This is a genomic window from Serratia plymuthica, from assembly GCF_018336935.1.
Classification (GTDB): domain Bacteria; phylum Pseudomonadota; class Gammaproteobacteria; order Enterobacterales; family Enterobacteriaceae; genus Serratia; species Serratia plymuthica_B.
Map to the genome: position 1 here is coordinate 1,005,181 of NZ_CP068771.1, position 14,529 is coordinate 1,019,709.

Below are 14,529 nucleotides of genomic sequence, written 5' to 3' on the forward strand. Positions count from 1 at the left end.
GATGCCAAATGCCGTGCCCGCTGGGATGGCGATAATTCACTAAGAAAACATGACCAAAATGAACACATCTCAAAAAAGGTATGACGCCGTAGTGGTTGGCGGCGGGATGGTCGGCGCGGCGGCGGCGCTGGGATTGGCGCAGGCCGGTTGGTCGGTGGCGCTGTTGGAACATCAGGCGCCGCAGGCGTTCGATGAGCAAAGCCCGCCGGATCTGCGTATTTCCGCGATTGGTTGCACCTCGGTGGGGCTGCTCAAGCAGCTTGGCGTCTGGCAAGCGGTGGCGGGCATGCGTGCGGCGCCGTACCGCCGGTTGGAAACCTGGGAATGGGCGTCCTCACGCGTGGCGTTTGACGCGGCCTCGCTGGGCCTGCCTGAGCTGGGCTTTATGGTGGAAAATCGGATTTTGCAATTGGCGCTGTGGCAGCAAATGGAGCGGTGCGGCAATTTGACGCTCTGTTGCCCCGCCAGGCTGCGTTCGCTGCAACGGGCAGATGACCACTGGCAACTGGAGCTGGACTCTTCTGAGAGGCTGCAGGCGCGGCTGGTGGTGGGCGCCGACGGCGCCAATTCGCAGGTGCGTAATCTGGCGGCCATCGGCACCAGCGGCTGGCAGTATCGCCAGTCCTGCATGTTGATCACCGTCGATACCGGTGCGCCGCAGCAGGATGTGACCTGGCAGCAATTTTTCCCTTCCGGGCCGCGCGCTTTCCTGCCGCTATACGATCAATGGGCTTCGCTGGTGTGGTATGACAGCCCGCAACGCATCCGTCAGTTGCAAGCGCTGCCGCCGGCGCAGCTTGAGCGGGAAATCGCCGAAGCGTTTCCGGCTCGCCTGGGGGCGGTAAAAGTGCATGCCGCCGGGGCCTTTCCGCTGGCGCGCCGCCACGCACAGCGCTATGTGCTGCCGGGGCTGGCGTTGCTCGGTGATGCAGCGCACACCATCAACCCGTTGGCGGGGCAGGGAGTGAACCTGGGCTATCGCGATGTGGAAGCGTTGCTGGCGGTACTGAGCGACGCGCGGGAGCTGGGCGAGGACTGGAGCAGTGAAGCGGTGCTGATGCGCTATCAGCGCCGTCGTCGCACCGATAACCTGCTGATGCAAAGCGGCATGGATCTGTTTTATACCGCTTTCAGCAATAATTTGGCGCCGCTGAACGTAGCGCGCAATATTGCGCTGATGGCGGCCCAGCGGGTAGGCAGGCTGAAGGAGCATGCGCTGAAATACGCATTGGGCTTGTAGTCGAGGGGGATATTGTCGGGTACGGGCGCAACAGGCTGCGCCCGCTTTAACGAGACGTCAATAAATTCAGAATAGCAAAAAGCCCGCCGAAGCGGGCTTTTCTAAATGTGGCTGGGGTGCCAGGATTCGAACCTGGGTATGCTGGTATCAGAAACCAGAGCCTTACCGCTTGGCGACACCCCAATGGTATAACAGTAAAATATGGTGGCTACGACGGGATTTGAACCTGTGACCCCATCATTATGAGTGATGTGCTCTAACCAGCTGAGCTACGTAGCCATTTTTCGATATTTTACCTTAAAAGTCAACAGTGTCGGTATGGCTGGGGTACCTGGATTCGAACCAGGGAATGCTGGTATCAAAAACCAGTGCCTTACCGCTTGGCGATACCCCATCAACACGTAAACTTTTTTGCAACATCCCCATCCTAAAAAAGATGGCTGGGGTACCTGGATTCGAACCAGGGAATGCCGGTATCAAAAACCGGTGCCTTACCGCTTGGCGATACCCCACCTGTTGCCTGCACGACGATGAAAAGAAATGGTGCGGGAGGCGAGACTTGAACTCGCACACCTTGCGGCGCTAGAACCTAAATCTAGTGCGTCTACCAATTTCGCCACTCCCGCAAAAAGATGGTGGCTACGACGGGATTTGAACCTGTGACCCCATCATTATGAGTGATGTGCTCTAACCAGCTGAGCTACGTAGCCATCTTTTTTCGCGCAACCTTCATCGGCGTTGCGGGGCGCATTATGCGTATATGGCCGTTTTGCGTCAACAAGTTTTTTCCCGAAAAAGCGGCTGGATGTGTTGTTTGTCTGGGTTGTGAACAGTATGGTGATAAAAGCATCAATTCAGGTGATTAATGGTTGAAAACATCAACAAAAAAGCGGGCCATGAGGCCCGCCCTGAAGATAAAACCCGCGCGATTACTTGTAGGCGGATTGGTGGACGCCTACGGCACGGCCAGAAGGGTCATCCATCTTTTTGAAGGATTCATCCCATTCGATGGCTTTCGCTGAAGAGCAAGCCACTGACGGGCCGCCAGGTACGCATTCGGCCGCGCTTGGCAGTGGGAACAGCTCTTCGAAGATTTCGCGATACAGGTAGCCTTCTTTGGAGCTCGGCGTGTTGTACGGGAAACGAAAACGTGCGGTTTCGAGCTGTTGATCGCTGATTTGCTTCGCAGCGACTTCTTTCAGCGTGTCGATCCAGCTATAGCCCACGCCGTCGGAGAACTGCTCTTTCTGGCGCCAGGCCACGCTGGCCGGCAGATAGGATTCAAAACACTCGCGCAGGATGTGTTTTTCCATTTTGCCGTTGCCGCACATTTTATCTTTCGGGTTGATGCGCATCGCCACGTCGAGGAATTTCTTGTCCAGGAAGGGGACGCGGGCTTCCACACCCCAGGCGGACATCGCCTTGTTGGCGCGCGCGCAGTCGAACATATGCAGCGCCAGCAGCTTACGCACGGTCTCGTCGTGGAATTCACGCGCATCCGGCGCCTTATGGAAGTACAAATAGCCGCCGAACACTTCGTCCGCACCCTCGCCGGACAGCACCATCTTGATGCCCATCGCCTTGATTTTACGCGACATCAGATACATTGGCGTGGAGGCGCGAATGGTGGTGACGTCGTAGGTTTCGATGTGATAAATCACGTCGCGAATGGCATCCAGGCCTTCCTGCACGGTGAAGTGAATTTCATGGTGCACGGTGCCCAAATGGTTGGCCACTTCCTGCGCGGCGCGCAGGTCCGGTGAGCCTTCCAGGCCGACGGCGAAGGAGTGAAGTTGTGGCCACCAGGCTTCGCTGCGCTCTTGATCTTCCACTCGGCGTGCGGCGTATTTTTTGGTAATGGCGGAGATCACGGAGGAATCCAGGCCGCCAGACAGCAGTACGCCGTACGGCACGTCGGACATCAGGTGGCTTTTCACCGAGTCTTCCAACGCGTTGCGCAGTGCGTTGGCGTCGGTCACGTTGTCTTTGACATTGTCGTAATCGAACCAGTCGCGCTGGTAATATTCACGGATCTCGCCGTCCTGGCTCCACAGATAGCTGCCCGCCGGGAATTCTTTGATGGTGCGGCAGACTGGCACCAGCGCTTTCATTTCGGAGGCGACATACAGGTTGCCGAATTCGTCATGGCCCATGTAGAGCGGGATAATGCCCAAGTGATCGCGGCCAATCAGGTAAGCGTCTTTCTCTGAATCATAAAGGGCGAAGGCGAACATGCCCTGCAAATCGTCGAGGAAGTCGATGCCTTTTTCCTGATACAGCGCCAGGATCACTTCACAGTCGGAAGCGGTCTGGAACTCGTAACGATCGCCCAGCTGTTGGCGCAGTGCCTGGTGGTTATAGATCTCACCGTTTACGGCCAGAACGTGGGTGTGCGCAGCGTTGTACAGCGGTTGGGCGCCATTGTTGACGTCGACGATCGACAGGCGCTCATGCACCAGAATGGCTTTATCGCTGGCGTAAACGCCGGACCAGTCCGGACCGCGGTGGCGCATCAGACGAGACAGCTCCAGCGCTTTCTTACGCAGTTCAACGGGATCGGACTTCAGATCAAGCACACCGAAAATAGAACACATATAACGACTCTCCTAACGACTTTTTTAGACTGTGATGTTGTTTTGCTGTTATGGGCGGCGCGGCCGGTTCATCAGCGATGACGCGGTTTTGCTGCGTTGTGTTTATGAAAATGCGTCAAAACCGGCAGGGGATGCAAGCGTTTTAGCGTTACGCGGAAAAATAGTTGTTTGGGGTAGTTCGGTTTTTAGCGGATATTCAGTTTTTATCGTCTTTAATTGTGGAATATTCAATTTTTTGGTGAATGAGTGAGTCGCCGACCAGTTTTACCGGCGACTCGTTGCCGACTATCAGGCGGTCAACTGCCACAGGGTGAAGGCTGCATCCGGCGTCCAACCGGGATTCGAGGTGTGAGCCTGGAGGCAGGTGTATTTTTTGCCTTTATAGGTCACCACATCGCCCGCTTTGTAGCTGTGATTGCTTTGCCACTCGGTTACGCCCGGATCGGGTGGCGTGCTACCGTCGGCGGTTTTCACCACCAGTGCGCTGCCTGGCAGCGAGGTATTGCCCTGGCTGTCGGTTGCGGTAACGAAATAGCTGTACTGAGTGGATGGGAGCAGGCCGCTGTCCTGCAACGAAAGGCCGCCGGTCTGGCCGATGGCGCTACCGTTGCGGTAAACGCTGTAACTGGCGATCGGCGCAGGGCCGGTTGCAGCGTGCCAGCTCAGTTTCAGCGAGGTGGCCGTCAGATCCGAGGCTGCCAGCGCCGTGGGTGCATCAGGCTTTCCCGGCGGGGTGACGCCGCCCTGGATCAACGGCGCATAGCGCGTTTTGAATTCCCAGTTATAGGCAACGCCGGCGCTGTTTTTGCCGTTGTCCCAGTTGATCGACCAGGTCATCAGCCCCTTGATCGACAGCCCTTTGGCATCCAGGCGTTTGAAAGCGTTGAATACCGCCTGCGGATTGATCACATAGCCGCTTCCTGCTGCGTCCACGTTGCTTGGCAGGCCGATCACAAACTTGGCCGCCGGGATCTTGGTATAACCGCGGGTGCCGGTCACCAGGCTTTCGGTCAGGTAATAAAGAAACTCTTCTTTTTTGGCATCGTCAACCTGGGTGATCCAGGCATTGAGCTCGTCAACCCAAATACCATCGCCGCCCTGGTTATAGAACTGCGGCGCGATAAAGTCATAATAGCCTTCGAGCGCGGTAATATAATCCAGATAGCTGCCGTTGGTACGCAAATAAGGGAATTCCGGCGCCATGCTGATAATGAATTTTTTGCCTTGGGCGGCATAATAATCCTTAACTTTTTTCAGCGCGGCGGGCAATACGGTTTTATTATTGGCTGCGCCAATCGCCGCTTGTTCCAGGTCAATATCCAGGCCATCAAAGCCGTAGGTTTCTACCAGACGAATAATTTCATCTTTCAGCTTGTCTTCATCGCCGGTTTTCAACTCGATGTGCGCGTCTGCGCCACCCAGTGAAATCAGCACCGCCCGGCCCTGGCTGTTCAGCACGCCAACCTGGCGGCGGAACTCGGCGTCGGACAGGTTGTAAGGTTTGAAGGTGGGAATGCCTTCACCCTTCATAAAGGCGACCGCCACCACATTATATTCAGGCGGAATATCGGTCAGATCCATATTGACGAATTTGCCTTGTTTGTAACCATCGCTGGCGCCGGCCAGCCAGTTATGCCAAAAACCCATCAGGATTTTTTTACCGGTCAGGTCCGGCATCGCGGCAGCAGCGTCTGCGGCTTGTGCATTGAGAATGTTATTCGTGCTCATAGTGACCTCGTTATCTTTTTGCGTAGGGGTATTTTCACTCGCCGGCCATTCAGTGATTGGCGGGGTGTAAATACATAGTGCGGATTTTTAACGAGGGCAGGCTGAAACCTTTTGCGCCCAGGAATAAATTAAATTCACGTTGGCGAAGGTTTTATTATTGAGATAATCGGGCAGAGGCGGCCATTGAGGCCGCCACGGGAATTAAAAAATAGTGATGTCGGCCACGGAAGGGAAAATATAGCTCGGGCGGAACGGCATGGTTTCGACATCGTTAAGCGTCGAGACTCCGGACAGCACCAGCACGGTTTCCAGACCGGCCTGGAAGCCCGCCAGAATGTCGGTGCGCAGGTTGTCGCCGACGATCACCGTTTCTTCCGAATGCGCCTGCATTTTGTTCAGCGCGGCGCGAATGATCCACGGGCTTGGTTTGCCGACGTAAAACGGCTTGCGGCCGGTGATCTTTTCGATAGGCGCGCACAGCGCACCACAGGCCGGCGTGAAGCCGTGGCCATGGCTATCCGGGTTGGTGGCGATAAAGCGCGCGCCGTTATTCACGAAGTAGGCGGCCTTATGCATCATATCCCAGTTGTAGGAGCGGGTTTCGCCGACAATCACGAAGTCCGGATTGATGTCGGTAATGGTAAAACCGGCTTTATAGAGCTCATGAATCAATGCACCTTCACCGACCACATAGGCTTTTTTGCCCTCCTGGCGGCGCAGAAAATCGGCGGTGGCCATCGCGGAGGTATAAAACGCGCTCTCAGGCACGTCCAATCCGGCGGCGGCGAAGCGGTTCGCCAAATCCTGCGCGGTCTGCGACGGGTAGTTGGTCAGCACCACCAGCGGCATACCCTGTTCCTGAATGCGCGCCAGAAAAAGATCGGCACCGGGAACCGGCGTGTTGTCATGCAGCAGCACGCCATCGATATCACATATAACGTTCTTGATTGTCATCGTTGCTGTTTCTCATGATTTACGGCAGGCAAAAAACGCGTAGATGCACACCTGCCTGAAGCGGCGGCTCAACTTTCCAGCAATCGCTGCAATAGCACGCCGTTGAGCATTGCCCGCTTGGCCAGGGCGAAAGCGCCGATCGCCGAGCGATGATTGAGTTCGGAAGTGACCACCGGCAGATTTTTGCGGAAGTCTTTCAGTACCTGAGTATTGATGCAGCTTTGGATGGCCGGCAGCAGCACTTTTTCGGCTTCGGTAATTTCCCCGGCGATCACCACTTTTTGCGGATTAAACAGGTTAATGGCGATAGCCACCGCTTTGCCGAGGTAGCGGCCAACGTGCTCGATCACTTCGCTGGCCAGCAGATCGCCACGGTTGGCGGCTTTGCAGATGGCGCCGATGCTGCAATCGTCGAGCGTCAGCTTGCTTGGGTAACCCTGGGTCAGCAAATGGCGCACGCGGTGTTCAATCGCGGCGTTGGCGGCCACGGTTTCCAGACAGCCGAAATTGCCGCAGTGGCAGCGTTCGCCCAAGGGATCGATCTGAATATGGCCGATTTCGCCGACGTTGCCGTTGTTACCGAGGAAAATCTGGCCATTGACGATGATGCCGGCACCGGTACCCCGGTGCAGACGCACCAGAATAGAGTCTTCGCAGTCACGAGTGGCGCCAAAGTAATGCTCCGCCAGCGCCAGGCTGCGGATGTCGTGCCCGACAAAGCTGGTGACGTTGAAACGTTGCTGCAGGTTATCTACCAGCGGCCAGTGGTTGACGCTGATGTGCGGCATATAGCGCACCACGCCCTGCGCCGGATCAACCAGGCCTGGCAGGATCACCGCGATGGCGATCAGTTCGCGCAGCTTGCGCTGGTAGCTTTCGATAAACTGCGCAATGGCGTTGAACAGTGCGTTTTCCAGCGTCTCCTGGGTACGTTCCGGTAGCGGGTAGTGTTCTTCACCGAGCGATTTTCCGCTCATGTCGTACAGGGTGATGGTGGCGTCGTGACGCCCAAGACGCACCGCCACGGTGTGGAAGTGCCGGGTTTCGGAGACAATGGAAATGGCGCGGCGGCCGCCGGTGGAAGCTTGCTGATCGACTTCCTTGATCAGCCCGCGCTCCAACAGCTGGCGAGTAATTTTTGTGACACTGGCGGGCGCTAGCTGGCTGAGCTCGGCTATCTGAATGCGCGAGATCGGACCCTGCTGGTCGATCAGGCGGTACACTGCTGCGCCGTTGAGTTGCTTGACTAAGTCAACGTTCCCTATTTGTGCCTGTCCGCCAGTACTCATCAATAATTTTACTCTCTGTCTACCCTTCATACTTCAAGTCGCAGGGGGGCCGCCTTTACTCACTCAAATCACATATCGGCGTATGCGCATTGAGGTTCGTTCAGTTGCCGCCTGCCTGCGACTCGAATTATTTTGGGTACATATGTTAGTTAAACCTCGTTACCGTTAACGAGCGTTTTGGTGATTTTAAAATCACGGGTAAATGCGGTCAGGTTTGCCACCTTGCCGGCTTCGATTGTGCCTAACAGATGGTCTACGCCGATGGCGCGCGCCGGATACAAGGTTGCCATCCGCAGCGCTTCGTCCAGCGCAATACCGACGTGCTCTACGCTATTTTTCACCGCGTCGATCATGGTCAGCGCAGAGCCGCTCAGGGTGCCGTTCTCATCCACGCACAGCCCGTCGCGATAGTATATTGTTTTACCGGCAAAAATAAATTGGTCAATCTCTGCGCCCGCCGGGGCGGTGGCATCGGTGACCAGCACCAATTTATCACCTTTCATGCGCTTGGCGTTACGGATACTCGCCCAGGCCACGTGATGGCCGTCGGCAATGATGCCGGTATACACTTCAGGCGTATCGAAAATCGCCCCCATCAACCCAGGTTCGCGCCCGGTGATATACGGCATGGCGTTATACAGATGGGTCGCGAAGGTGACGCCGGCGGCAAAGCCGGTGCGGGCCTGATCGTAGGTGGCGTTCGAGTGGCCGGCGGAGACCACAATGCCCGCCGCGGTCAGCTGCTTGATAAAGTGCGGTTCTACCATTTCCGGCGCCAGCGTGACTTTGGTGATCACGTCGGCGTTGGCGCACAGATAGTCGATCATCTCGCGAGTCGGTTTGCGGATGAACGCCGGGTTGTGGGTGCCTTTTTTCAGCGGGCTGAGGTACGGCCCCTCCAGATGCAGACCAAGCGCCTGATTCGGGTGTTTTTTCAGATAAGTGCGCATCACATCGATGCTGTGCTTCATAAACTCGTCGCTGCTGGTGATCAGCGTCGGCAGATAGCTGGTGCAGCCGGATTTTTCGTTGGCGCGCTGCATGATCTCCAGCGTCTCTTCCGAAATGGCCTCCAGCGAATCGTTAAATTGTACGCCGCCACAGCCGTTAAGCTGCACGTCGATCAAACCGGGGGCCAGGATAGCGCCACCCAGATCGCGCGTTTCCATGCCGGCCGGCAGTTCAGCCAGCGGACAGACTCGTTCAATCAGTCCATCAGCGATGATTACCGCATGGTCGTCAAGCACGTCGTGGCCGGTGAAAATCCGGCATTGGGTTAAAGCGAACATCGTAGCCCCCTGCAAAAATTAAAGACTCTTAACGCTTTCCGCTTCTAATTCGCGGAAGTATTTAACGGTTTTGACTTTCAGTTCCATGGTGGAAGGTTCATCGCACACCACAACCGCCTTGGCGTGCAGCTGCAGGCAACTGATGGTCCACATATGGTTGATATTGCCTTCCACTGCGGCTTCCAGCGCCTGCGCCTTGGCATGGCCGGTCACCAGGATCATCACTTCCTCTGCGTCAAGCAGCGTACCCACGCCCACGGTCAGCGCGTATTTCGGCACCAGGCTGACATCCCCGCCGAAGAAGCGAGAGTTGGCGATGCGGGTATCTTCAGTCAGCGTTTTGATACGGGTACGCGACGCCAGTGATGAAGCCGGCTCGTTAAACGCGATATGACCGTCAACGCCGACGCCGCCCATAAACAGGTGGATTTTACCGTAAGATTTGATTTTTTCTTCGTACTTACGGCATTCGACGTCAACATCCGGCGCATTGCCATTCAGCAGGTTGATGTTTTCACTTGGAATATCAACGTGATCAAAGAAATTACGGTACATGAAGGTATGATAGCTTTCCGGGTGCTCCTGCGGCAGGCCAACGTATTCATCCATGTTGAAAGTCACAACATGCTTAAAGCTTACTTCACCTGCTTTGTGCATCGCAATCAGATGTTTGTAGGCTTCGAGCGGAGTGCCGCCGGTCGGCAGGCCGAGCACAAACGGACGCTCCGCAGTGGGCTTGAATGCGTTGATGCGCTGGACGATATGGCGGGCGGCCCATTTGCCGACTTGTGCAGTATCTTTCAGTGGGATAAGTCTCATCTAACACCTCTTTGGGTAAGTAAACTAAAGCTATACTGTTACGGGCCTGAATAAGAGTCTAAGCGTAATCCAACTTTATGATTCTCACGTGAAGCGTCAGTCCCGATGATTTTTCGAATGATAAAATAAGTTTTGTGTGATGGCTAGCAATGTGGCAGGTTAAGACTACTTTTTGGTGATATAAATCACAAAAAAGGAGCTTTTAATTTGCGATACGAAATAATTTTTTTACACTCCGCATGAGTGATACGTGCCATGCGTTATTTCTAAAAGGTAGTGAGAGCGTTAAATAAACTACTAATAGGGTCCGTCCGCGGACAACATAGGGGGAAAAGGTGAACATTCTTAGTTATTTGCAAAAAGTGGGCCGCGCCTTGATGGTGCCGGTCGCCACGCTGCCCGCCGCCGCGATCTTGATGGGCGTCGGGTACTGGATTGACCCTACGGGTTGGGGCGCCTCCAACGCTCTCGCTGCTTTCTTTATTAAATCCGGCTCTGCCATTATCGAACACATGTCGGTGTTGTTTGCCGTCGGTGTGGCTTATGGCATGTCCAAAGACAAGGATGGCGCCGCCGCGCTGACCGGCTTTGTCGGTTTCCTGGTATTGACCACCCTCTGTTCGCCGGCCGCCGTGTCGATGATTCAGAAGATCCCTCTCGACCAGGTGCCTGCCGCGTTTGGCAAGATTGAGAACCAGTTCGTCGGTATTTTGGTGGGCATTATCTCCGCCGAAGTCTACAACCGTTTCAGCAGCGTTGAGCTGCCGAAAGCGCTGTCGTTCTTCAGCGGCCGCCGTCTGGTGCCTATCCTGATCTCCTTCCTGATGATCCTGGTGGCTTTCATTCTGATGTATATCTGGCCGATGATTTTCGGTGGCCTGGTTAACTTCGGTGAGCACATTCAGAAGCTGGGCTCCGTCGGCGCAGGTATTTATGCGTTCTTCAACCGTCTGCTGATCCCGGTTGGCCTGCATCATGCGTTGAACTCGGTGTTCTGGTTCGACGTGGCCGGCATTAACGATATCCCTAACTTCCTCGGCGGCCAGCAGTCTATCGAAGCCGGTAAAGCGGTTGTCGGCATCACCGGTCGTTATCAGGCGGGCTTCTTCCCGATCATGATGTTCGGTCTGCCGGGTGCGGCGCTGGCTATTTATCACTGCGCGCGTCCGGAAAACAAAGCCAAAGTGCTGGGTATCATGATGGCGGGCGCCTTTGCCGCCTTCTTTACCGGCATCACCGAACCGCTGGAATTCTCCTTCATGTTCGTGGCTCCGGTACTGTATGTGATCCACGCGATACTGACCGGCATTTCGGTATACATCGCCGCCAGCATGCACTGGATTGCCGGTTTCGGCTTCAGCGCCGGTCTGGTGGATATGGTGCTGTCGTCACGCAACCCATTGGCGACCCACTGGTACATGCTGATCCCGCAGGGCCTGGTGTTCTTCGCCATTTACTACGCGGTGTTCCGCTTTACCATCAACAAGTTCAACCTGATGACCCCAGGGCGCGAACTGGCGGTTGCCGGTGACGAAACCGACGGTTATGACGTTAACGTCGGCACCGACGCCGGTAAAGACGAAAACGAAACCACGACGCTGGCACGCCGTTACGTGGGCGCCATCGGCGGTTCTGATAACCTGACCGGCATCGACGCCTGTATCACTCGTCTGCGTCTGAACGTGAAAGACTCTGCGCTGGTGAACGACGCGGTGGCGAAACGCCTGGGTGCTTCCGGCGTGATCCGCCTGAACAAACAAAGCGTGCAGGTGATTGTCGGCACCCGTGCGGAGCTGATTGCCAGCGCCATGCGCAACGTGGTCGCCGCAGGTCCGGTTGCCGCTACCGTAGCGCCTGCCGCGGCCCCTGTGGCCGAAGCCAAGCCGCAGGCGGTGCCTAATGCGCCGAAGGCGGCTTTTGAGACGCTGGTGGCACCGGTAACCGGTGAAGTGGTGTTGTTGGATCAGGTTCCTGATGAAGCCTTTGCCAGCAAAGCGGTGGGCGACGGCGTAGCTATCCGCCCGACCGACAAAACCGTGGTGGCACCGGCGGACGGCACCATCGTGAAAATCTTCAACACCAACCACGCGTTTTGTCTGGAAACCGACAAGGGCGCGGAGATTGTGGTGCATATGGGCATCGACACCGTGGCGCTGAACGGTCAGGGGTTCAAACGTCTGGTGGAAGAGGGCGCTGAGGTGAAAGCCGGCCAGCCGATTCTTGAGCTGGATCTGGACTACCTGAACGCCAATGCCCGCTCGATGATAAGCCCGGTGGTGGTCAGCAATTCTGACGATTACGCCGGCCTGGCTGCGCTGGCGACCGGTTCCGTAATCGCAGGCCAGACCAAGTTGTTCGACATCCAGAAGTAAAGCGTTTTACCTGAGGAGTACCCAGGGTGTTTAACGAGTCATGACGGAACACACCCTACCTTTGGCGGGAGGAGAGCGATCTCTTCCCGCTTTTTTATGGGCGCAATTTGCCCCGTAGTGGTGCTGCGGTCTATCGCGGTGCAGCGCGGTGAGTTTTTCGTGAAACAAACGGTTGTTTCCGGGCGTGGCTTGTTGGATCATAGGCGGTTATGTGTAGCGCTTTGCATTGAGGAATAGTCAAATGAGTGAGGCTGAAGCCCGCCCAACCAATTTTATCCGTCAGATCGTTGATGAAGATCTGGCGTCAGGGAAACACGCGTCGGTACATACCCGTTTCCCGCCGGAGCCAAATGGCTATCTGCATATCGGCCATGCCAAATCCATCTGCCTGAACTTCGGCATCGCCCAGGATTACCAGGGCCAGTGCAACCTGCGTTTCGATGATACCAACCCGGTAAAAGAAGACATCGAATTCGTTGAGTCAATCAAGCACGACGTGGAGTGGCTGGGCTTTGAGTGGAGCGGCAATGTCCGTTACTCCTCGGATTACTTCGATCAGTTGCACCACTATGCGGTTGAGCTGATCAACAAAGGGCTGGCCTACGTCGACGAACTGTCGCCTGAGCAGATCCGCGAATATCGCGGCAGCCTGACTGCGCCCGGCAAAGACAGCCCGTATCGCGGCCGCAGCGTGGAAGAGAACCTGGCGCTGTTTGAGAAAATGCGCAATGGCGAGTTTGCCGAAGGCACCGCCTGCCTGCGAGCCAAAATTGACATGGCTTCGCCGTTCATCGTGATGCGCGATCCTGTGCTGTACCGCATTAAATTCGCGGAACACCATCAGACCGGCAACAAGTGGTGCATCTACCCGATGTACGATTTCACCCATTGCATTTCCGATGCGCTGGAAGGGATCACCCACTCGCTGTGTACGCTGGAGTTCCAGGACAACCGCCGTCTGTATGACTGGGTGCTGGATAACATCACCATCCCTTGCCATCCGCGTCAGTACGAGTTCTCGCGCCTCAATCTTGAGTACGCCATCATGTCGAAGCGCAAGCTGAACCAGTTGGTGACCGAGAATATCGTTGAAGGTTGGGACGACCCGCGTATGCCGACCGTTTCCGGTCTGCGCCGCCGTGGTTATACCGCGGCTTCTATCCGTGAGTTCTGCCAGCGTATCGGCGTGACCAAGCAGGATAACAACGTCGAAATGGTGGCGCTGGAGGCTTGCATTCGTGAAGACCTGAACGAGAACGCGCCGCGTGCTATGGCCGTGCTGGATCCGGTGAAAGTGATCATCGAGAACCGGGCGGAAGGCGTGGAAATGGTCACCATGCCTAACCACCCGAACAAGCCGGAAATGGGCAGCCGCGAAGTGCCGTTCAGCCGCGAGATTTATATCGATCGTGCCGACTTCCGCGAAGAAGCCAACAAGCAATACAAGCGTCTGGTGCTGGGCAAGGAAGTGCGTCTGCGCAATGCGTATGTGATCAAGGCTGAACGCGTCGAGAAGGATGCCGAGGGCGAGATCACCACCATCTTCTGCAGCTACGATGCGGATACGCTGAGCAAGGATCCTGCCGATGGCCGCAAGGTGAAGGGCGTGATCCACTGGGTTTCCGCTGCGCATGCGCTGCCGGCGGAAATCCGCCTGTACGATCGCCTGTTCAACGTACCGAACCCGGCGGCGGCAGAGGACTTCCTCGCTACCATCAACCCTGAGTCGCTGGTTATCAAGCATGGCTTCGTGGAGCCAAGCCTGGCTGCCGCACAGCCGGAAAAAGCCTACCAGTTCGAACGCGAAGGCTATTTCTGCGCCGACAGCCGCTACTCTTCGGCTGAGCATCTGGTGTTTAACCGCACCGTTGGCTTGCGTGACACCTGGGCGAAAATCGACGCCTGAGCGTGATTACCGCTGACAGATAAAAGCGCAACTTCGGTTGCGCTTTTTTTATGGTGCTCGCCTCTTTTTCTCTCCGATCATGCCTCATTTCCTCAATCTGATTTAAAACTTTCATCACAGCGGTTAATCATCAATTCCTTGATATAAGGCTTCATTCAGTTAACATAATCTTATATATTTGTGATGCGAATTAATGTCATTTGGAGAGCGCTCTCATTTTTTCCTTTCTGGCTGATGGTTTTCGTCAAGCTGAAACCATTAATCGTCTCTGATTGACCTGGTATCAATATTTATTCTGATTTTATTGAATTTTTTATTCAATTTCCTCTTTGCATAGC

General features: G+C 55.6%; 9 protein-coding genes and 6 tRNA genes. 3 read left to right on the forward strand and 12 right to left on the reverse strand.

All coding sequences use genetic code 11. From position 1 onward, the window contains the following. The first annotated feature begins 58 nt into the window (after positions 1-58). Positions 59-1,240, forward strand: coding sequence for a 3-demethoxyubiquinol 3-hydroxylase (gene ubiF / locus JK621_RS04745; protein WP_212558835.1), 1,182 nt, complete (start codon positions 59-61; stop codon positions 1,238-1,240). A 108-nt stretch (positions 1,241-1,348) separates the two neighbouring features. Here the strand turns inward: ubiF and JK621_RS04750 are convergent. The 12 genes from JK621_RS04750 to nagB form a co-directional block, all read right to left on the reverse strand. Further along, positions 1,349-1,423, reverse strand: a tRNA-Gln gene (locus JK621_RS04750). Between the two features lie 19 nt (positions 1,424-1,442). Further along, a tRNA-Met gene (locus JK621_RS04755) sits at positions 1,443-1,519 on the reverse strand. 40 nt (positions 1,520-1,559) lie between these two features. Next, a tRNA-Gln gene (locus JK621_RS04760) sits at positions 1,560-1,634 on the reverse strand. A gap of 43 nt (positions 1,635-1,677) precedes the next feature. Then, positions 1,678-1,752 (reverse strand) — tRNA-Gln (locus JK621_RS04765). 29 nt (positions 1,753-1,781) lie between these two features. Further along, positions 1,782-1,866: transfer RNA gene (locus JK621_RS04770), tRNA-Leu, on the reverse strand. Between the two features lie 7 nt (positions 1,867-1,873). Beyond that, a tRNA-Met gene (locus JK621_RS04775) sits at positions 1,874-1,950 on the reverse strand. A gap of 219 nt (positions 1,951-2,169) precedes the next feature. Further along, positions 2,170-3,834 (reverse strand): asparagine synthase B, encoded by a 1,665-nt coding sequence (gene asnB / locus JK621_RS04780; RefSeq protein WP_212558836.1) that lies wholly within the window; start codon positions 3,832-3,834, stop codon positions 2,170-2,172. Positions 3,835-4,122: 288 nt separating this feature from the next. Next, the gene (locus tag JK621_RS04785) at positions 4,123-5,562 is read right to left on the reverse strand and encodes a carbohydrate-binding protein (protein WP_212558837.1); all 1,440 of its coding nucleotides are present in this window, start codon (positions 5,560-5,562) and stop codon (positions 4,123-4,125) included. 201 nt (positions 5,563-5,763) lie between these two features. Beyond that, entirely contained in the window at positions 5,764-6,516 is a 753-nt protein-coding gene (locus tag JK621_RS04790; protein WP_212558838.1) for an HAD-IIA family hydrolase, read from the reverse strand. 68 nt (positions 6,517-6,584) lie between these two features. Beyond that, complete coding sequence (gene nagC, locus JK621_RS04795) at positions 6,585-7,805, reverse strand: DNA-binding transcriptional regulator NagC (RefSeq protein WP_212558839.1); 1,221 nt, start codon at positions 7,803-7,805, stop codon at positions 6,585-6,587. A gap of 149 nt (positions 7,806-7,954) precedes the next feature. Next, positions 7,955-9,094, reverse strand: a complete 1,140-nt coding sequence (gene nagA / locus JK621_RS04800) for an N-acetylglucosamine-6-phosphate deacetylase (protein WP_212558840.1) — start codon at positions 9,092-9,094, stop codon at positions 7,955-7,957. 18 nt (positions 9,095-9,112) lie between these two features. Further along, the gene (gene nagB / locus JK621_RS04805; protein ID WP_013811891.1) at positions 9,113-9,913 is read right to left on the reverse strand and encodes a glucosamine-6-phosphate deaminase; all 801 of its coding nucleotides are present in this window, start codon (positions 9,911-9,913) and stop codon (positions 9,113-9,115) included. Positions 9,914-10,248: 335 nt separating this feature from the next. On the opposite strand from nagB, the gene nagE reads away from it, so the two are divergent. Both nagE and glnS read left to right on the forward strand, forming a co-directional pair. Further along, the gene (gene nagE / locus JK621_RS04810) at positions 10,249-12,285 is read left to right on the forward strand and encodes an N-acetylglucosamine-specific PTS transporter subunit IIBC (protein WP_212558841.1); all 2,037 of its coding nucleotides are present in this window, start codon (positions 10,249-10,251) and stop codon (positions 12,283-12,285) included. A gap of 241 nt (positions 12,286-12,526) precedes the next feature. Further along, positions 12,527-14,191 (forward strand): glutamine--tRNA ligase, encoded by a 1,665-nt coding sequence (glnS, locus tag JK621_RS04815; RefSeq protein ID WP_212558842.1) that lies wholly within the window; start codon positions 12,527-12,529, stop codon positions 14,189-14,191. Positions 14,192-14,529: the final 338 nt, after the last annotated feature.